20 protein-coding genes and 1 rRNA gene are annotated in these 16,826 nt (G+C 38.3%); 12 read left to right on the plus strand and 9 right to left on the minus strand.

Features of this window, described 5'->3' with window-relative positions; genetic code table 11:
• The first annotated feature begins 7 nt into the window (after positions 1-7).
• Entirely contained in the window at positions 8-973 is a 966-nt protein-coding gene (gene secF / locus WBW42_RS04425; RefSeq protein WP_005804728.1) for a protein translocase subunit SecF, read from the plus strand.
• Between the two features lie 68 nt (positions 974-1,041).
• On the opposite strand, the gene coaBC is transcribed toward secF, so the two are convergent.
• Positions 1,042-2,295 carry a bifunctional phosphopantothenoylcysteine decarboxylase/phosphopantothenate--cysteine ligase CoaBC gene (gene coaBC, locus WBW42_RS04430; RefSeq protein ID WP_002116235.1) on the minus strand — a complete coding sequence of 418 codons (1,254 nt, stop codon included), beginning with the start codon at positions 2,293-2,295 and terminating at the stop codon, positions 1,042-1,044.
• 99 nt (positions 2,296-2,394) lie between these two features.
• Between coaBC and radC the strand changes: the two genes are divergently transcribed.
• Both radC and WBW42_RS04440 read left to right on the plus strand, forming a co-directional pair.
• Complete coding sequence (gene radC / locus WBW42_RS04435; protein WP_080776814.1) at positions 2,395-3,114, plus strand: RadC family protein; 720 nt, start codon at positions 2,395-2,397, stop codon at positions 3,112-3,114.
• 61 nt (positions 3,115-3,175) lie between these two features.
• Positions 3,176-4,087 (plus strand): bestrophin family protein, encoded by a 912-nt coding sequence (locus tag WBW42_RS04440; RefSeq protein ID WP_005064169.1) that lies wholly within the window; start codon positions 3,176-3,178, stop codon positions 4,085-4,087.
• Positions 4,088-4,092: 5 nt separating this feature from the next.
• Here the strand turns inward: WBW42_RS04440 and WBW42_RS04445 are convergent, their stop codons facing one another.
• Positions 4,093-4,944 carry a PHP domain-containing protein gene (locus tag WBW42_RS04445; protein ID WP_032056725.1) on the minus strand — a complete coding sequence of 284 codons (852 nt, stop codon included), beginning with the start codon at positions 4,942-4,944 and terminating at the stop codon, positions 4,093-4,095.
• Between the two features lie 44 nt (positions 4,945-4,988).
• On the opposite strand from WBW42_RS04445, the gene WBW42_RS04450 reads away from it, so the two are divergent.
• The 4 genes from WBW42_RS04450 to mnmC are packed head-to-tail and all read left to right on the plus strand — an operon-like array spanning position 4,989 to position 8,325.
• Positions 4,989-5,603 carry a septation protein IspZ gene (locus WBW42_RS04450; RefSeq protein WP_032056726.1) on the plus strand — a complete coding sequence of 205 codons (615 nt, stop codon included), beginning with the start codon at positions 4,989-4,991 and terminating at the stop codon, positions 5,601-5,603.
• 34 nt (positions 5,604-5,637) lie between these two features.
• Positions 5,638-5,940: a YciI family protein gene (locus WBW42_RS04455; protein ID WP_002116400.1), complete on the plus strand. Its 303-nt coding sequence runs from the start codon at positions 5,638-5,640 to the stop codon at positions 5,938-5,940.
• 4 nt (positions 5,941-5,944) lie between these two features.
• On the plus strand, positions 5,945-6,427 hold the full coding sequence (locus WBW42_RS04460; RefSeq protein ID WP_032056727.1) for an SH3 domain-containing protein: 483 nt from the start codon (positions 5,945-5,947) through the stop codon (positions 6,425-6,427).
• A gap of 23 nt (positions 6,428-6,450) precedes the next feature.
• A complete protein-coding gene (gene mnmC, locus WBW42_RS04465) occupies positions 6,451-8,325 on the plus strand; it encodes a bifunctional tRNA (5-methylaminomethyl-2-thiouridine)(34)-methyltransferase MnmC2/FAD-dependent 5-carboxymethylaminomethyl-2-thiouridine(34) oxidoreductase MnmC1 (RefSeq protein WP_032056728.1) in 1,875 nt (624 codons plus the stop codon).
• A 36-nt stretch (positions 8,326-8,361) separates the two neighbouring features.
• Here the strand turns inward: mnmC and WBW42_RS04470 are convergent, their stop codons facing one another.
• Positions 8,362-8,676: a rhodanese-like domain-containing protein gene (locus tag WBW42_RS04470; protein WP_002116171.1), complete on the minus strand. Its 315-nt coding sequence runs from the start codon at positions 8,674-8,676 to the stop codon at positions 8,362-8,364.
• Between the two features lie 91 nt (positions 8,677-8,767).
• Here WBW42_RS04470 and WBW42_RS04475 point away from each other — a divergent pair, with 91 nt between their 5' ends.
• The 3 genes from WBW42_RS04475 to WBW42_RS04485 all read left to right on the plus strand — a co-directional run bounded on the left by WBW42_RS04475 (position 8,768) and on the right by WBW42_RS04485 (position 10,368).
• Positions 8,768-9,256, plus strand: coding sequence for a YajQ family cyclic di-GMP-binding protein (locus WBW42_RS04475; RefSeq protein ID WP_002051423.1), 489 nt, complete (start codon positions 8,768-8,770; stop codon positions 9,254-9,256).
• A 34-nt stretch (positions 9,257-9,290) separates the two neighbouring features.
• Complete coding sequence (locus tag WBW42_RS04480) at positions 9,291-9,785, plus strand: DUF4442 domain-containing protein (protein ID WP_014207651.1); 495 nt, start codon at positions 9,291-9,293, stop codon at positions 9,783-9,785.
• Between the two features lie 76 nt (positions 9,786-9,861).
• Entirely contained in the window at positions 9,862-10,368 is a 507-nt protein-coding gene (locus WBW42_RS04485; RefSeq protein WP_032056729.1) for a nuclear transport factor 2 family protein, read from the plus strand.
• Positions 10,369-10,438: 70 nt separating this feature from the next.
• Here WBW42_RS04485 and WBW42_RS04490 read toward each other — a convergent pair whose 3' ends face one another.
• From WBW42_RS04490 to WBW42_RS04500, 3 genes are read right to left on the minus strand one after another with little or no spacing between them, the layout of a single operon-like run.
• The gene (locus tag WBW42_RS04490) at positions 10,439-10,855 is read right to left on the minus strand and encodes an acyl-CoA thioesterase (protein WP_002116010.1); all 417 of its coding nucleotides are present in this window, start codon (positions 10,853-10,855) and stop codon (positions 10,439-10,441) included.
• A 1-nt stretch (position 10,856) separates the two neighbouring features.
• Positions 10,857-11,294: a thioredoxin TrxC gene (gene trxC / locus WBW42_RS04495; RefSeq protein ID WP_032056730.1), complete on the minus strand. Its 438-nt coding sequence runs from the start codon at positions 11,292-11,294 to the stop codon at positions 10,857-10,859.
• The gene (locus WBW42_RS04500) at positions 11,295-12,191 is read right to left on the minus strand and encodes an alpha/beta hydrolase (protein WP_032056731.1); all 897 of its coding nucleotides are present in this window, start codon (positions 12,189-12,191) and stop codon (positions 11,295-11,297) included. It lies immediately after the preceding gene.
• Positions 12,192-12,383: 192 nt separating this feature from the next.
• On the opposite strand from WBW42_RS04500, the gene WBW42_RS04505 reads away from it, so the two are divergent.
• Positions 12,384-12,719, plus strand: a complete 336-nt coding sequence (locus tag WBW42_RS04505; RefSeq protein WP_002116083.1) for a protein tyrosine phosphatase family protein — start codon at positions 12,384-12,386, stop codon at positions 12,717-12,719.
• Positions 12,720-13,010: 291 nt separating this feature from the next.
• On the opposite strand, the gene WBW42_RS04510 is transcribed toward WBW42_RS04505, so the two are convergent.
• Complete coding sequence (locus tag WBW42_RS04510; RefSeq protein ID WP_032062606.1) at positions 13,011-14,489, minus strand: Ig-like domain-containing protein; 1,479 nt, start codon at positions 14,487-14,489, stop codon at positions 13,011-13,013.
• Positions 14,490-14,635: 146 nt separating this feature from the next.
• Between WBW42_RS04510 and WBW42_RS04515 the strand changes: the two genes are divergently transcribed.
• The gene (locus tag WBW42_RS04515) at positions 14,636-16,009 is read left to right on the plus strand and encodes a dihydrolipoyl dehydrogenase (RefSeq protein ID WP_032057793.1); all 1,374 of its coding nucleotides are present in this window, start codon (positions 14,636-14,638) and stop codon (positions 16,007-16,009) included.
• A gap of 62 nt (positions 16,010-16,071) precedes the next feature.
• Here WBW42_RS04515 and WBW42_RS04520 read toward each other — a convergent pair whose 3' ends face one another.
• Together WBW42_RS04520 and rrf are read right to left on the minus strand one after the other, a co-directional pair.
• A complete protein-coding gene (locus WBW42_RS04520; RefSeq protein WP_032057792.1) occupies positions 16,072-16,602 on the minus strand; it encodes an NMCC_0638 family (lipo)protein in 531 nt (176 codons plus the stop codon).
• Positions 16,603-16,738: 136 nt separating this feature from the next.
• Positions 16,739-16,826, minus strand: a 5S ribosomal RNA gene (gene rrf / locus WBW42_RS04525); the annotation flags it as partial.

Below are 16,826 nucleotides of genomic sequence, written 5' to 3' on the forward strand. Positions count from 1 at the left end.
GAGATCGATGATGACTAAAGTGACTCAACAAGATTCAAAACAATATGGTCGTCCGGATGATGCAAAAATCATCCCGTTCATGAAGATTGCCAAACCTGCGGCGATCTTCTCGATCCTTATTACTTTGGCAAGTATTTTCTTTATTGCGACTAAAGGTCTTAACCTCGGTTTGGACTTTACAGGTGGTGTTTCAGCTGAGCTTAACTATGCTCAACCAGCCAATCAGTCTGAAGTTATTCAGGCACTCGATAAAGCTGGTTTTAAAGATGCTGTAGTACAAACCTTAGGTAGTAATAAAGACTTACTTGTGCGTATGCCAGTACAAGAAGTTAAGGTTGAAGACCTTAGTAATGCGATTACTAAAGCAGTGCAGTTACCAAATAATGCTGCCGAAGTTCATAAAGTGGACTCTGTTGGTGGTCAAGTTGGTAATGAACTCTATGTCCGTTCTGCTGGTGCCGTTGCACTTGCACTTATCTTAATGTTGATCTACGTAACCATTCGCTTTGAGTTTAAACTCGCGATGGGTGCCGTAATGTCTTTATTCCACGACATCATCATTATTATTGGTGCTTTTGCATTATTCCAATGGCCATTTGACCTTACAGTGTTAGCTGCGGTACTTGCTGTTATTGGTTTCTCGCTTAACGATAACATTGTAGTGTCAGACCGTATTCGTGAAAATTTCCGTAAAATTCGCGGTGCGACTCCTCGTGAAATCGTCGATATTGCGTTAACTGAGACTTTACGTCGTACCATTCATACATCAATGACTTTATTGCTGGTTGTTCTAGCTATGATGTTCTTAGGTGGTGATGGTCTACACTGGTTCTCTGTGGCAATGTTTGTTGGTGTATTTGTCGGTACTTATTCTTCGATTTATATCGGTACTGCATTTGCATTATGGCGTGGTCTTAACCGTCAAGACTTCATTGTTCAGGTTAAGCCTGAATTTGAGGATGAAATTCCTTAAGCTGTCTAAAACAAGACAAATAAAAAAAACCGCGATTCATTCGCGGTTTTTTTTATTTGATTCAAAAATTATTTACGGCGTAATGCATCTGAAATAGCTTCAACCAATTGTTGAGAAATTTCCTGTTTAGATGCTTTCTCCAACTCACGCTTTTTCATGTGATAGCTTTCAGCAAAGAAAACTGTCATCGCATTCTCATCAGAAGCAAACCCAATATCAGCACGTGATACATCGTTACACGCAATCATGTCTAATTTTTTAGCAACAAGTTTACCTGCCGCATATTCTTCAACATTTTGCGTTTCGGCTGCAAAGCCCACCATAAATGGACGTTTTTCCTGACCTGCGATTGTTGCCACAATATCCGGATTTTTGACAAGGGAAACATTCAACTCATCCCCTGCTTTTTTAATTTTATGCTCAGCAACTTCTGCTACGCGATAGTCTGCAACTGCCGCAGTCGCAATAAAAATATCGCAGCCTGTTTCTAGTGAACTCATACTGACATCGAGCATTTGTCGTGCTGAGGCAACATTTACACGTTGAACACCATTAGGCGTATCTAAACTTACAGGTCCCGCAATCAGAGTCACTTGCGCGCCAGCAGCATAACAAGCAGCGGCTAAAGCAAAGCCCATTTTTCCAGTACTATGGTTTGAGATATAACGGACAGGGTCAATCGCTTCACGTGTTGGCCCAGCAGTAATAACTACTCGCTTACCTGCCAACAGCCCAAATTTCTCAGCGATGGCACGTTGAGCTTGATGGAAATAGCCAGCGACTTGGCGAGCAATTTCTTCTGGCTCAGGCATACGGCCTAAGCCAACATCACCACAAGCCTGCTCACCCGCATCCGGCATGATCACATGCACGCCATCTTCGACCAAGGTTTGCAAATTACGTTGTGTAGCTTTAGCAGCCCACATTTGCTGGTTCATCGCCGGAGCTACCCAGACAGGAGATTTTGTTGCCAAAAAAACTGTACTGAGCAAGTCATCTGCCAAACCATTCGCAAATTTAGCCAATGTGTCACAGCTTGCAGGTGCGACTAGTAATAAATCAGCCCAACGTGCTAATTCAATATGTCCCATACCCGCTTCAGCCGCAGGGTCTAGAAGTTCAGTATGAACAGGATTACCAGAAAGAGCCTGAAAAGTTAGTGGTGTAATAAATGCCTGAGCACCATGTGTCATCACCACTCGCACGTCAAAGCCATAATCTTTGAGGCGGCGGACTAAGATAGCACTTTTATAGGCAGCAATTCCGCCAGTAACAGCTAAAACAATGTTTTTATGAGGAATAACACTTAGATCAAAGCTCACGAACAGGATACCTTTCTGTTGCAGTGGCGCTCACAATAGCATTAAATACGCGCAGACCCAAGATTGATTGGGCAAACAAAATAAAATTTTAAGCGAATAATGCTGGGGAATATGAATACTTCTATTAAAAATTGGCCTGAACAAGAACGGCCAAGAGAACGGTTATTACAACAAGGTCCACAAAGTTTATCAGATGCTGAGCTACTCGCGATTTTTCTTCGCTCAGGTTCAAGGCAACATTCAGCAGTCGAGTTATCTCGTTTACTCATTCAGCACTTCGGTAATCTTAATGCCGTGTTTGATGCCTCATTTAGTGAGTTAACTCAATTTAATGGCATTGGGGCAACGAAATATTCACAATTACTGGCAGTCAAAGAACTTGGACGGCGTTATCTCGATCATCACTTCCAGACAAATAATATCAGCCTTCATTCATCAGATTTAGTTTTGGATTATCTGCGTTATGAATTAAAAGGCGAAAAACAAGAAGTCTTTGCTGTTTTGTGCCTAGATCCCGAATTAAGAAAGCTTCATTTTAAAAAGCTATTCTTTGGTTCAGTTCAGCATTGCGCAGTCTCGGTCAATCAAACCCTACGCTACGCCTTACAGCAACATGCTTGCCAGCTCGTTATTGCACACAATCATCCATTTGGTTCAGCGCAGCCTTCTTCCGAAGATATTGCCTTAACTCAGCAACTTGAACAGGCTTGTCAGCTTGTCGAAATTCGTTTGCTTGACCATTTTATTATCTCACCAGAAGGGAGCTTTTCCTTTGCTGAACAACAACTGCTCAACCCAGCAACAATATCATTTCAATGATATTGACAAAGTACCACTAAGCCTAGAAGATCAAAACAAAAATAGCGACGTTTAAAATAAAATGATTGTTCGGGAACAGCCTAGTATTTTCAAAGTTTTATTCTCTTGGCGAGGCACAATTTTACCCAAAATTTTGCCATCCCTAGGCGTTGTGATGCTGATCTCGGCAATCATTGGTGGAGTGGAGTACATCAATCTTTATCGCTTTCCAGAGATTCCTTTGGTTGGCTTCACGCTCATTGGTGTCGTACTTTCAATCTTCCTAGGATTTAAAAATACTGCGTGTTATGACCGTTGGTGGGAGGCCCGAAAATTATGGGGCGTTCTAATCGCAACTTCACGCCATTTTGACCGTGACTGCCGTATTTTAACTCAAGCTCGCCGTGAGCGTGTTATTCAACATGTGATTGTTTTTGCTAATGTATTGCGTGACCGTTTACGTCGTCAGACGGCGAACCCAACTGAGTTGATTCAAACCAGTGGTATGAGTCAGCAAGCACTCACTCAACTCTACCAACAAAATAATGCCCCTCAGTACACGCTCAGTCTCATTCACTGGGAATTGTTGCAGGCACTTAAAGAAGGCGAAATTTCTGACATCATTTATGCACAAATGAATAAGAATGTTGCCGACTTAAGCGTCGTACAAACTGGCTGTGACCGAATTGCCAATACACCTATTCCATTTGCTTATTCAGTTTTACTTAACCGCACAGTCTATTTTTTCTGTTTTATGTTGCCGTTTAGTCTGGGTTCATTGCTTGGATTAGCAACACCTTTACTCGTCGGAATTTTGGCATACACATTTTTAGGTCTAGATGCGCTAAGCTCTGAAATTGAAGAGCCCTTCGGTACTCAAAGTAATGATTTACCGCTAGATGCAATGGTACGTAGTATCGAGATTGAACTATTAGGGACTCTCGGTAAACCTACCCCACCGCCAATTCAGGCTCAAGATAACAACTTACTATAAAAAGTTTAAACAAAACGTTCCCAAATCCCATACTGCTTATCAGTGGGTTTAGGCGTATTTCCGAGTTTAATCCATGGCATATTTTCACCATGAAAATCACTGCCAATTGAAACTGCCAACTGATATTGTTCAATCATTCGATCAATCATCTGGCGAGTAGATAGAGGTTCCATTGGTGGAGGTAACTCAATTGCATCTCCACCTGATGTCGCGAATAATTCAATTAAATAACGAACGTTAGTTGCAGATAAATCATAACGGGTCGGATGTGCTAATACTGCGAAGCCTTTACTTTGATGAATCACATCAATCGTTTCTTTTAAGCCTAGTCCTTCAAACTTTACAAAAGCACGTTTTCCTTCTTTTAAGAAACGATCGAATGCTTGTTGAGGACGAGTCACGACATTTTTCTCGACCAATGTTTTAGCAATGTGAGTTCTTGTTATCCTATCCGCCTGATGTTCTACTTTAGCAAGAACATCATCATAAATCTGAAAGCCAATACATTTTTCTAATAGCTCACAAATCAATTTAGCTCTTTGCGCTCTAATTCTTTTTTGTTGTTCTAATGCTTCTAGAATTGGTGCTTCATCTTGCATATTTAAAGCAACAATATGTACACCATAACTCTTCTTAGTGGTTGGGCGCGACCATTGACTAGAAATCTCTACACCAGAAATAATATTTAAATCATGACCTTGTGCAGCAATTTTTGCACGCTGTAACCCATCCATTGTATCGTGGTCAGTCAAAGCCAATGTATGCAAGTTCACATCTATAGCAGCTTGCACCAGTAATTCCGGAGACAAAGTTCCATCAGAAATATTGCTATGTGTATGTAAATCTATGCCTTGCATCTTTTATACTATGCCATTCGCCAAACCTGATCAGATACTCTAACATGAAAGCACTTCTGGACTTTGTTCCATTAATTATTTTCTTCTATTTATATAAAACAGTTGATCCAACTGACACCCAGCATCCTTTACTCAAACTGATCGGGTCTGCTGGTGGTGCCGATAATAATAATATTCTTGTAGCGACGACTGGATTAATTATTTCAATGCTTGTGGTATATGGTGCCCTATTCGTTTTCCAAAAATTCCGTCTTGACAAACAACAGTGGTTTGTATTGTTTATGACTGTCATTTTTGGTGGTATCACCCTCATGTTAAGTGACGACTTCTATATTCGTCTTAAAGCTGCGATTTTAAATTTAGTTTTTGCAGGCGCATTCTTGATTTCACCTTGGTTTGGTAAAGATCGTAAACCACTCATTCAACGCTTATTTGACCCGATTTTAGATTTGAGTGAAAAAGGTTGGAAAAACCTCAATTTTGCTTGGGCTGCGATGTTTGTCGTGATGTCTTGTCTGCATATATTCTTCGCGTTTTTATTTCACGGTGGAAAATATTGGGGCGAATTTACTGCATTTGGTGACATGATCGTGATGTTTTCATTTATCATTATTCAGTTCATTATTTTACGCAAACATTTTAAGTCACCAGATGCTTAAAATGCTTCCTGATTGATTATAGAGATACGATTACATGCCTTTTTTTGTTCTAAGCTGTACCGATAACGAAGGAACTTTAGAAAAACGCTTGGCAGTACGCCCTCAGCATATCGAACGCTTACAAAAACTCGATGATGAAGGCCGCCTTGTTACAGCGGGTGCTATGCCAAAAGATCCTAATGATCCGCAAGCAGGCTTCTATGGTAGCACCATGATTGTTGAATTCGACAGTCGCGAAGCATTAGATGAATGGTTAAAAGAAGAACCATTTCTTAAAGAAGGCATTTATGCTCACGTTGATGTAAAACCGTTTAATAAAGCATTTCCAAAAGGGTAATCGCATGCAGCTTGCAATCAAAAGCTTTCTTGGCTTGTGTTTGATATGTTCAACTGCTGGAGCAGTTGAACCTGCTGCGACACCAGCAACTCCTTCCCCAAGTGCGCCTTCAACTCAAGCCGCTAAACCAGCTCCAACATCTTCAACTGGAGCCAAAACTGCAGCGACGACAGCACCAACTGCAACACAACCACTTACAGCAGAACAGCTCGCAAAGAACAAGCAACAGCAAGACGCAAAAATCAAAGCCCTGGTTCAAGATCAAGCATCTCGCTTAAAACAGCTAGAACATGCCAACCTTGAAGCATTGGCCCAGAACCAAGAGTTACAGCTAAAAAATGATAATCTCTCTGTTCAGGTTCAAGTCTTACAAAGCGAACGAAGTGCGCAAATGTTTTTATATGGCGCTGTTACCTTAGCGGGTGGTGTATTGCTAGGTTTCTTTATTGCTAGTTATATTCATACAAAACGTCGACGCCAGTGGTAATACCAAGCGATCTATTAAATTCAATGAACGTATCAAACCGTATCCAAACAGCAGAGCTGGACTGGGAATTTGTCGATGGTATCGAGATTCCCATTTCTAAACAATTTGGTGATGTCTACTTCTCTAAAGATAATGGCCTACTTGAAACACGACATGTTTTTCTAAATGGTAATGACTTATCAGAACGATTAGCTAATCTAAAAGATTTTGAATATTTCAGTGTAGGAGAAACCGGTTTTGGTACAGGTTTAAATATTCTTGCACTCTGGCAACTTTGGCGGCAAGTTCGTCCTGATAATCAAAGCCATTTACATGCAATTAGCGTGGAAAAATTTCCATTAAGTAAAGCTGATCTTATTCGCGCTTTAAATGTCTGGGATGAACTTAAACCACTTGCAGAGCAGTTAATTGAACAATATCCCCTGCCTATTGCTGGATGTCATCGTTTAACTTTTCCTAAAGAACGTTTTAGCATCGATTTATGGCTTGGAGATGCGCAAGAAATTTTCCCAAGCATGGCTAAAACTAAAGCTGTGAATGCCTGGTTTTTAGATGGCTTTGCACCATCTTGTAACCCAGACATGTGGGAACAAAATGTTTTAAATAATATTGTCCGTCTTTCAGGTTATGGCACTACCTTTGCCTCTTTTAGTGTTGCTGGCATTCTAAAACGTGGACTCAAAGCACATGGTATTGATATTTCTCGTCCACGTGGTTTTGGCCATAAACGAGAAATGCTCAAAGCAGTCTGGAATCTGCCTGAATCTGATGAAGGTTCCACAGAATTAGGGCAAACTCATACATTGGCTACAGAGCAACAGCATATTGCGATTATAGGGGCTGGTGTAGCAGGTTTAAGCACGGCGTGGGCATTTGCAGCACGTGGCCACCAAGTGACCTTATACGAGCAAACCAAGGCACTATTGGGTGCCTCTGGAAATCCTTTGGCATTACTTAATCCGAAACTATGCCCAATTGAACAAAGTCATGAACATCTCATGACCTTAAGTTGGCAACATGCTTTAAATTTTTATAAAAATTTTAATGCATTCCGTCCACTTCAAATTCAACAAATTGCATTGAAAAATGCAGAAGAACTTCTAGATTTGGTAAATCAGTATCCAGCTCAAGTTGTTACCAACTCAGTGAGCTCACTTGAAACTGATTACTCAAGCATATTACTAACTGAGGCTGGTTCCGTTTCACCACATCAATTACGTGATGAAATTTTGCAGCATCCATGTATCAATCTCAAAATTGCCCATGTCACAGCACTTGTTTCTTCTGAAAATAAAGTTCAATTGCACACCGACAATCAAATTATTGCAGAAGCAGATCATGTCGTTGTGTGCTGTGCTCGAGAAAGTGCTGCTTTATTTGACAGCTATCCACAGTTAAAACCAATACGTGGACAAGTGAGCTGGGTTGATAATACGTTTGCTCCCCTGCCTTTAAATGAAGCTTATAGCTATGGCGGCTATTGCATGCAACTTGATGCCTCGCTGATGATTTTAGGTGCGTCTTTCTACCCAAATCGTGAAGATCAAGATGTACTTCCCGAAGATCATGTACATAACTTTGAATTAATCCACAACGTATTCCCTGAATATGCTGAAAAGTTACCGTCACCTTCGATATGGCAAGGGCGTGCATCCATACGGGCACAAAGCTTGGATTATTTTCCGCTGGTTGGAAAAATGCAGGACAATAGCCGAATTGCTACTTTTGCTGGGCTTGGCTCTAAAGGGTTCTTATTTGCCCCGCTGTGCAGTGAAATCTTAGTTGCTCAAATGTTAGGAGAAGCTTGTCCAGTACCAGACCACTTATTACAAAAATTGAATCCTCAACGGTTCCAAAAGAAAGTGAAACCTAAAAAGCCTTATTTTAAACCGCAATAATTCACTTCAATAAAAAAGCACCCGAAGGTGCTTTTTTTATGCGCCCTGCTCTAGAGGCAAGCCAGCATCACGAGCTGCACGTGTCCCGCCCATCAGCACGACATATTCACGCGAGGCATCCAATCCTTCTAGTTTCTCAGCTGCACGAGGAGCTTTGCTACCACCACCACATAAAATATAAATCGGCTGACCCGCAGAGACCTGGTTCAAAATATCAGCATTCAAATCATTAATTGGGCGATTCACCGCACCTTTAACATGCCCTTCTGCATAAGCATTAGTATCACGGACATCCCAGATAACAGCATTTTCTGGGAATTCAAATGTTGTAATTTCTTGTTTACGGATCATTGTGCACTCCTTTGATGTAAACAACACTTGGCAAATGAAGAAAACCCTCTTAGCATCTCAAATATTCTTTCACTTTGTAAAGGTCTAAACTATGCCTTCTTTCGATATTGTCTCTGAATTAGAGTTATTTGAAGTTAATCATGCTGTACAAAACACACAAAAAGAGATTGCAACACGCTTTGACTTCCGTGGTCACGATGTTTCTATCGAATTAAATGAAAAAAATAAAGAAATCAAAATCAGTACCGAAAGTGATTTCCAGTGTGAACAAGTTTATAACATGTTAGAAAATCATTTTTATAAACGTAAAATTGATGTTCAAGCACTTGATCCACAAAAAGCTGCGGCTTCAGGCAAAAACTTTGTACAAGTCATTAAACTTAAAGATGGTCTTGACTCTGATACTGCAAAAAAAATTAATAAAGCCATTAAAGAAAGTGGCGTTAAAGTGCAATCTTCTATTCAAGGCGACAAAATTCGTGTGACTGATAAAAAGCGTGACACCTTACAACAAGTCATGACTTTTTTACGTGAACAACAATTCGGTGTGCCATTACAGTTTAATAACTTTAAAGATTAATATCTTGTCGGCCATTTAAAGCTAAGGTAATCCCATGTCTCAATCCAACCGTCTATCAAAACTGGTAAAAGCAACTTCAAAATTCCCTAAAGGCATTCGGAGCACGCTTTGGAGCAAGGCGTTTGGTCGTATCGTACCAATGGTGGGTACAGCAAATATCCGCTATCTGGAAGTAGACTCAAACCACGTTACTGTCCGTTTAGATAACCAAAAAAATATGCAGAATCATATTAAAGGCGTCCACGCTGCGGCTATGGCTCTTTTAGCAGAAACTGCAACAGGTTTTCTAACCGGTTTACATATTCCCGATAATCGAATTTTATTAATCAAATCATTACATGTAGATTATTTAAAAGTGGTTGAAGGCGGTTTGACTGCTACAGCAACATTGTCTGTTGAACAACAAAAGTTTATTGCAGATAATGAGAAAGGCGAACTTGTGATTCCTGTTACTGTGATTGATGATGCAGGCAATGAACCAATTCAATGCCAAATGCTCTGGGCATGGTTACCTAAACGTAAGAAATAATAACTAATCTAAAGTATTTTTAGACGGTTATTTACCTCAAGATATAAAACTAATATTTTGTATCTTGAGGTTAAAAATGAAAAAAATATTAATTCTTTCCTCTTTATTTACCAGTTTAATATTTACAACAATAACGGCTCACGCGACTGAACCCAGCATTAAAACCAGTAAAGTAACTTCGGCTAAATCAGAAGCTATTGATAAAGTAAGTGCTCAAAACAAAAGAATAGTGACCGACTTTTATGAAGGTGTCTTTTTAAAACATAAAGTTAAAGAATATGCAGACCGCTATATTGGTCAACAATACATTCAGCACAATCCTAATGTTCCAGATGGGAAAGCACCTTTCGTTAATTTCTTCACTGAAAAATTCCAAAAGAATCCGCAAGCTAAAAATGAGATTAAACGTGCGATTGCTGAAGGTAATCTTGTCGTTTTACATGTCCATTCGACTGAAAATGAAAAAGATCGAGGAAGAGCGATTGTTGATATATTCCGTGTTGAAAATGGAAAAATCGTAGAGCATTGGGATGTAATACAAAATATTCCTGAGCAAAGCAAAAATACAAATACGATGTTTTAATTTCTAAAAACTCATTTTTCTTTTGAATAAAGATTAAAGCCTGAATACTAATATTCAGGCTTTCTGATTCTTATTGAGTTTCCAAAAACTTTTGTTTCGCTTCTTCAGGTATTTGACGCTTATTACCTTTTACATCTACTGCTACAAAGGTAAAAACTCCTTCAGTAATGCGTATTGGTTCACGAGAGTCATCATGACTATCCCAAACTTCAATTTGCATCTGAATAGAAGTATTTCCAACTTTTAAGATCTTGGTATAGCAGCTAATGACAAAGCCAACTTTTACCGGAACCAAAAAGGTCATTTGATTAATAGAAATCGTAGCACAGCGACCACGACTGAAACGTTCTGCGTGAATTGCTCCAGCCAAGTCCATTTGTGACACAATCCATCCACCAAATACATCACCACTCCAGTTTGTATCTGCTGGCATGGCAATCGTTTGTAAGGATAAAATTCCTTCTGGTTTGGTATAAGCTTCTGACACCTTAGCTCCCGAAATTCGTTTGAAGTTGTTGATCGAGCCACTGTTGCAATTCAGGCGCACGTAATGCACCGCTAATACGCGCGACCTCTGTCGTTTTATTCATTAAGACAAGTGTCGGAATACTTCTCACATGAAAAGCTTGGCTCAAGCGAGGAGATTCTTCGGTATTAATCTTGGCAAAGATAACGCCTGGATTTTGTTTTGCGACCTGCGCAAAATGTGGAGCCATCATTTTACAAGGTCCGCACCATTCTGCCCATAAGTCTATAAGAATAGGTAGATCACTATTCGTGATGTAGTTACTAAAATTTTGCTCATTTAACTCAATAGGTACAAGCGGTAGTAAGGGCTGATGACATTGCCCACAGCTTGGTTGCTCCGGAAGTTTTTCTTCTGGAACTCGGTTTTTAGCACCACACGATGCACATACAATAATCATTTACATCACTCCTATATGCTGATGTAAAAATTCTAATTGGGTTGTTACTGCTTTTTCAAACCATGAACCGTGATAGATATCAAAATGTTTCATATCCCATTCATGATAATTCACAAAAGGCGCAATATTTGTCGCAGCTTCACGGCTTGACTCAATAGGAATAAGCGAATCTTTTTGAGCAGCAATAAATAAAACAGGAATATTAATCTGGCGCACAACTTGAATTGGACGGTAGCGCATCAGATTAAAGAAGACACGAGCTGGGACTTCCCCACTCCAATAATAGTCAGGATTTACAATCGATAAATAGCCATAATAACTATCTGCGGTAGGCATAAAGCATAGGTTATGTTGATCAACAACAGGTAATCGCTTTGGATTAAGCCCCATCTTTGATCCCATATAATCCTGACTCGATAGCTTTAATGCTTGGGGATAACGCTGTAAAGGATAGAGCTTGGCAGTTTCAGCGCCATCTACATATGGAATTTGTACTAAAACTGCTTGAATATTCTTTAACTCAGAAGCTAGGCTTAGCGCATATCCCCCACTTAAAGAAGTTCCCCAAAGCACAATCCTTCGGTTATCTACAAGTTTACAAGTCGAAGCATACTGAATCACTGTCTTCCAATCTTCTAATTGTAAATTGATAGAGACCATTTCTCTAGGCTTGCCAGTACTACCGCCCCAATATCTGTAATCAAATAAAATAACAGCGTAACCTGCTTGTGCAAATCGCTGGGCATACTGAATGAGTTTAAATTGACGCAATCCGGCAAAACCATGCGCCATGATAATTACCGCAGATTTATTATTTGTTTTTGGAATATAAAAGTCAGCTGCGATCATTTCCTGATCACATGGAACATATAAAGGCTCAACCGTATAAGCGTGCATATGTGCTCCGTGGCATTATGGTCGAAGTAATGAATTTACAAAAAACATCCTGATCGCCTTTTAAAAATCTAGAGCTGTTCTATGACATAAGTTTTATCTATGTAGGAACAACGTTTTAGTGTCTTGTATCTCAGGTTAAGCTTAATGCTATGATACAGCATAAGAGGTTTTGTTAAATTTTGGAGTGACGAAATGTCAGATAATGTTGGTTTCGCAGGTCAAATTGGTCCAGAACACGTTGGCCAAGTTGTAGAAAAAGGATTTAAATCTATTATTAATAACCGACCAGATATGGAAGGCGGCCCAGAACAACCTACAAGCGCTCAGATTGAAGAAGCAGCACGTCAAGTAGGCTTAGACTATGTTTATCAACCTGTTGTAGCTGGACAGATTACTGAGCTAGATGTACGTACTTTTGCTAATCATTATAATGAATTGCCAAAACCTGTGCTGATGTTCTGCCGCACAGGAAACCGTTCAAATAATCTATATCAATTAGCAAAACAAATGGATTTATTAGACGATTAAATTATTGAATGAGCCAACGAGAAGCTCTATTTTTCCTAAAAAGTAGAGCTTTTATTAATAAAAAGAATATATACAACTGTATCAACTCAACAGATATATAAATAATTTTCAGCTAAAGTATTAAAATCACATTAAATTTCTCAGTTCTCTTATGAATAAACTTATATTTTTATTGGTCAGTTGTCTTATTCTTAGTGCATGCTCATCTATGCAGGTCCGACCTACCGTAGGAGTTAGTATGGGAACACAACTCTAAAAAAAGAAGCAGCTTAAATGCTGCTTCTTTTTATATTAATTACCATTTGAACAATTTGGATCTATTCCATATGGGCTTTCTATATTTGGCCCATTAAGATCAGTAAGATTAACATCTTTCGATAGATAACCTAAAGTTAAAGATGTAGATCCTTTAATTAAACTTCCCGAAACTGTAGATTTAGCAGTTAACTGAACAGTTAACCATGATGCATAAATTTTAGGATATTGAATTTTAAGATCAAAACGTCCATTTGCATCTGTCGTATATTTATTATTGGTTGCAGCGGTACCTGCACTGTTGATATACGATACAACTTGGACTGTAGAATTTTCTTTAAGCGGCTTTAATTGATTAATAACGTCCCCATTCACATTTACAGCTTGGACTGGTGATGTACAGGCTGTTCTAATAACAGGAAGATATTCATCTGGTTTACCATCAGTTGGATTAGAAGTATCAACAAACCCATATCGCCCCTTATAATACGCAAGAGCATTAACGCCCATGACTACATCTTGATTGGGTATCGGTTTACCATCCACATCAGTCACTTGTACTGAAATATTTTTATAGTAGTAGACTCCATCACTTGAATCTTCCATTGTGGTCGGATTATATGCTACGGCAATAGCGCCTACTGCTACTGGTACATCAGAATTAACCACATCAAGTTTATAAGTATAAATTTTTGTAGATTGGCCAAAGTTTGCTTCTAAAACAAGATCATCTGTTACGAACTGAGCAGCACTATATGATGAAGTTCTTTGATTTTCACTAAAAGATAAAGTATAGGTGATCTGACCATTTGCATCAGTTTGTGTCGTATTAGGAGTAAATTTGACACCATTTAAAACTGAATTTCTAACTTTAAGTGTAATCGCTTGGTTTGCTAAAGTTGCACCATTTGCATCTACAGCTGTTAATGTGACGGTTGTTTGATCACCTCTAACATTTAGAGAGGTTTTTGTAGCATCAAACAATACAATACTCGTAGTATCAGCTTCGACAGTACTGTTGCTACCTGTTACTGTCACTGTCTGTTCTTGAGTAAGTGTACCATTATTCGTAGAGACTTTTAATTTAAAACCATTTTTCACCAACTCATTTATCGAACTCGATGTTTTTGGTGTTTTTATAATGTATATAGCATTACCTGCCGCATCAGTAGTTTGAGTAGATACGCCTTCTATAGATACGTTATTTGTTGGATCATCTAATTCCAAAGTGATATTAGCACCAGCAACACCGCCTTTATTCTTATCTAAAGCTCTAACAGTAACAGTTAAAGTATCATTCGTTGCAGCAACTGATAATTTATCTAGTTCTATCTTTAAAGCTGTAGCAGTCGCTTGCTGAGATCCGCTATTACTACTTCCAGATGATGAGTTACTATTTGATGAACCATTTTGGTAATAGCCATCACCGCCTCCCCCACCACAACTTGCTAACATAATTGACACAGCAATAGCCGACAACTTTAAGGTAAGTTGTTTTTTATACATACTTTTCATTTCCCCAATCTTTCCTAAAGGTATAAGATTTTTTAATTATTTATATTATTAGTGTAATCATATTCACCATACTCTGTAAACATAAATTACATTGTGTTTTATTATGTAACTTATTAAGTGAAAACTTATAGATATTGGAATTTATAATGTTCGATATTATTATCATTGGCGCAGGTACTGCTGGTATTAGCGCATACAAAGAAGCCGTTAAACATACCAACAATATTTTAATTATAAATGATGGACCATGGGATACCACTTGTGCCCGTGTAGGCTGTATGCCAAGTAAAGTTCTCATCTCTACAGCAAACCGTATGTTTGACATTCAAAATGCTCAAGAGGTTGCTTTAGATGTATCTGCAAATATTAATACTGATCAAGTAATGCAGCATGTACAAACTTTACGTGACAGATTTACACAAGCAACTTTAAAAGATGTAGATCAATGGCCGACTGAGCATAAAATTTCTGGCAAAGCATATTTTATTGATGCACAAACTGTAGAAGTTAACGGAAAACAGTATAAATCAAAAAGTTTTATTCTAGCGGTTGGTTCAACTCCTAATTATGATCAAATTTGGAAGCAAGAATTAGGAAACCGGCTTATAACAACAGACCAAATATTTGAGTTAAAAACACTTCCTAAATCTATTGCTGTAATTGGTAGCGGTGTAATCGCTCTTGAGATCGCACAAGCTATGCATCGCCTAGGTGTAGAAACAACAATCTTCGCTCGCAGTAAACGAATTGGAATCCTAACCAGTTCTAGACTTCAACAGCTTGCTCAAAAAGAGCTAGGAAAAGAATTAACAATTCTATTCGAGACTTTACCGAGTGAAGTTAAATGCAGTCAGGAAAATGCTGTATTAACTTACCAACTTGATGAAACAGAGAAAACTCTCAAAGTTGAATATGTTTTAGCTGCAACTGGCCGTACAAGTTTAATTGATACTTTAAAACTAGAAAATATTGATAATTCATTCAAAGATATTAAGTTATTACCTGTAAATGCTAAAACTAAGCAGCTAGATACATATCCAGTTTTTATTGTTGGGGATGCTTACACCTCAACACCACTACAGCATGAAGCAGCTCATGAAGGTAAAAAAGTTGTTTATAACTGTTTAAATTATCCACAGGTTAATTCAGTTAAGACCCTTACTCCATTAGGAGTTGTGTTTAGCCATCCTGAAATGGCGATCGTAGGTCAAAGTTATAAACAGCTAAAAGATGAAGGTATAGATTTTATTACAGGCGAAGCCTCTTATGAACGACAAGGAAGAGCTATAGTTCTTGGAAAAAATAAAGGTGCTATTGAAGTTTATATAGAAAGGGAAAGCCAAAAGCTTCTAGGTGCTGAGCTATTTACAGAAGCAACTGAACATATGGCCCATTTATTAAGCTGGATAATCGGTGAAGAATTAACGCTAAATGATATTCTAGAGAAACCCTTTTATCATCCGACTTTAGAAGAAGGTCTTCGAACTGCTCTAAAGCATGCGCGTAGACAACTGAAGTAATCTATTTTAGAAGAGCCCTTTATTAATCAAAATTGGCTCTTCTCTACTTCACATTGCTTTAATTAATTCATTTGATGGGAAATAACCGCAACTAATGAAGCATTCTTTTCAGATGAACTAGTATATATCCATGTCTCTAAAGGCTTCCCATTTTTAGAAATAATATAATTTGTTGTGGTCAAATTCTTATCTTTAAATACTTCTTTTTTATAAGTTAGGCCCGTAGATTCTGGAGGTAGCCAGTTTTCTAAATTCTTCTGAATTTCAGTTGAATTTCCTTTATTTATAAATAATGAACATACGCCATTATCGAGTTGAGTAATAAAAAATTTTCCTTCAGAAGAACTTATCATCCAAGCATGACCATTATAATCTTTTAAAAAATGCGCAGCATATTCATTAGGCATTTGGATAAATCCCATATTTTTTGCTTGTTTATTTATTAATTCTGGATTTCCTCTAGAACTTACACAAATATTTAAAAAAGCTTTTGTACTATACAAACTTTTCACAGTTTCATTAGCATATATACAACTACAACTCAGTGTTGTAGCCAATATAAAGGAAAATATTTTAAATTCTGAAAATTTCATGATTAATACTCTTGTTATCATTCTAAATAATGTGATTTATATCATAATTCATTCTAAAGTTAGTCGGGGATTTAGATTTTTTTATCGCAATAAAGAAACACCCCCATTCATTAGAACGGGGGTGTTTAGAATAATGAGCTGGCGATGACTTACTCTCACATGGGTAACCCCACACTACCATCAGCGCTAAGAGGTTTCACTTCTGAGTTCGGGAAGGGATCAGG

It is taken from the genome of Acinetobacter sp. LT1, from assembly GCF_059800965.1.

Bases quoted from the DNA above. Each gene is read 5' to 3' on its own strand.
- trxC (WP_032056730.1), bottom strand. From the start codon at position 11,294: ATGATTATTGTATGTGCATCGTGTGGTGCTAAAAACCGAGTTCCAGAA.
- WBW42_RS04475 (WP_002051423.1), top strand. From the start codon at position 8,768: ATGCCTTCTTTCGATATTGTCTCTGAATTAGAGTTATTTGAAGTTAAT.
- WBW42_RS04460 (WP_032056727.1), top strand. From the start codon at position 5,945: ATGCAGCTTGCAATCAAAAGCTTTCTTGGCTTGTGTTTGATATGTTCA.
- WBW42_RS04440 (WP_005064169.1), top strand. From the start codon at position 3,176: ATGATTGTTCGGGAACAGCCTAGTATTTTCAAAGTTTTATTCTCTTGG.
- secF (WP_005804728.1), top strand. From the start codon at position 8: ATGATGACTAAAGTGACTCAACAAGATTCAAAACAATATGGTCGTCCG.
- mnmC (WP_032056728.1), top strand. From the start codon at position 6,451: ATGAACGTATCAAACCGTATCCAAACAGCAGAGCTGGACTGGGAATTT.
- radC (WP_080776814.1), top strand. From the start codon at position 2,395: ATGCTGGGGAATATGAATACTTCTATTAAAAATTGGCCTGAACAAGAA.
- WBW42_RS04520 (WP_032057792.1), bottom strand. From the start codon at position 16,602: ATGAAATTTTCAGAATTTAAAATATTTTCCTTTATATTGGCTACAACA.
- WBW42_RS04470 (WP_002116171.1), bottom strand. From the start codon at position 8,676: ATGATCCGTAAACAAGAAATTACAACATTTGAATTCCCAGAAAATGCT.
- WBW42_RS04485 (WP_032056729.1), top strand. From the start codon at position 9,862: ATGAAAAAAATATTAATTCTTTCCTCTTTATTTACCAGTTTAATATTT.
- WBW42_RS04445 (WP_032056725.1), bottom strand. From the start codon at position 4,944: ATGCAAGGCATAGATTTACATACACATAGCAATATTTCTGATGGAACT.
- WBW42_RS04480 (WP_014207651.1), top strand. From the start codon at position 9,291: ATGTCTCAATCCAACCGTCTATCAAAACTGGTAAAAGCAACTTCAAAA.
- WBW42_RS04510 (WP_032062606.1), bottom strand. From the start codon at position 14,489: ATGAAAAGTATGTATAAAAAACAACTTACCTTAAAGTTGTCGGCTATT.
- WBW42_RS04450 (WP_032056726.1), top strand. From the start codon at position 4,989: ATGAAAGCACTTCTGGACTTTGTTCCATTAATTATTTTCTTCTATTTA.
- WBW42_RS04500 (WP_032056731.1), bottom strand. From the start codon at position 12,191: ATGCACGCTTATACGGTTGAGCCTTTATATGTTCCATGTGATCAGGAA.
- WBW42_RS04505 (WP_002116083.1), top strand. From the start codon at position 12,384: ATGTCAGATAATGTTGGTTTCGCAGGTCAAATTGGTCCAGAACACGTT.
- WBW42_RS04515 (WP_032057793.1), top strand. From the start codon at position 14,636: ATGTTCGATATTATTATCATTGGCGCAGGTACTGCTGGTATTAGCGCA.
- WBW42_RS04455 (WP_002116400.1), top strand. From the start codon at position 5,638: ATGCCTTTTTTTGTTCTAAGCTGTACCGATAACGAAGGAACTTTAGAA.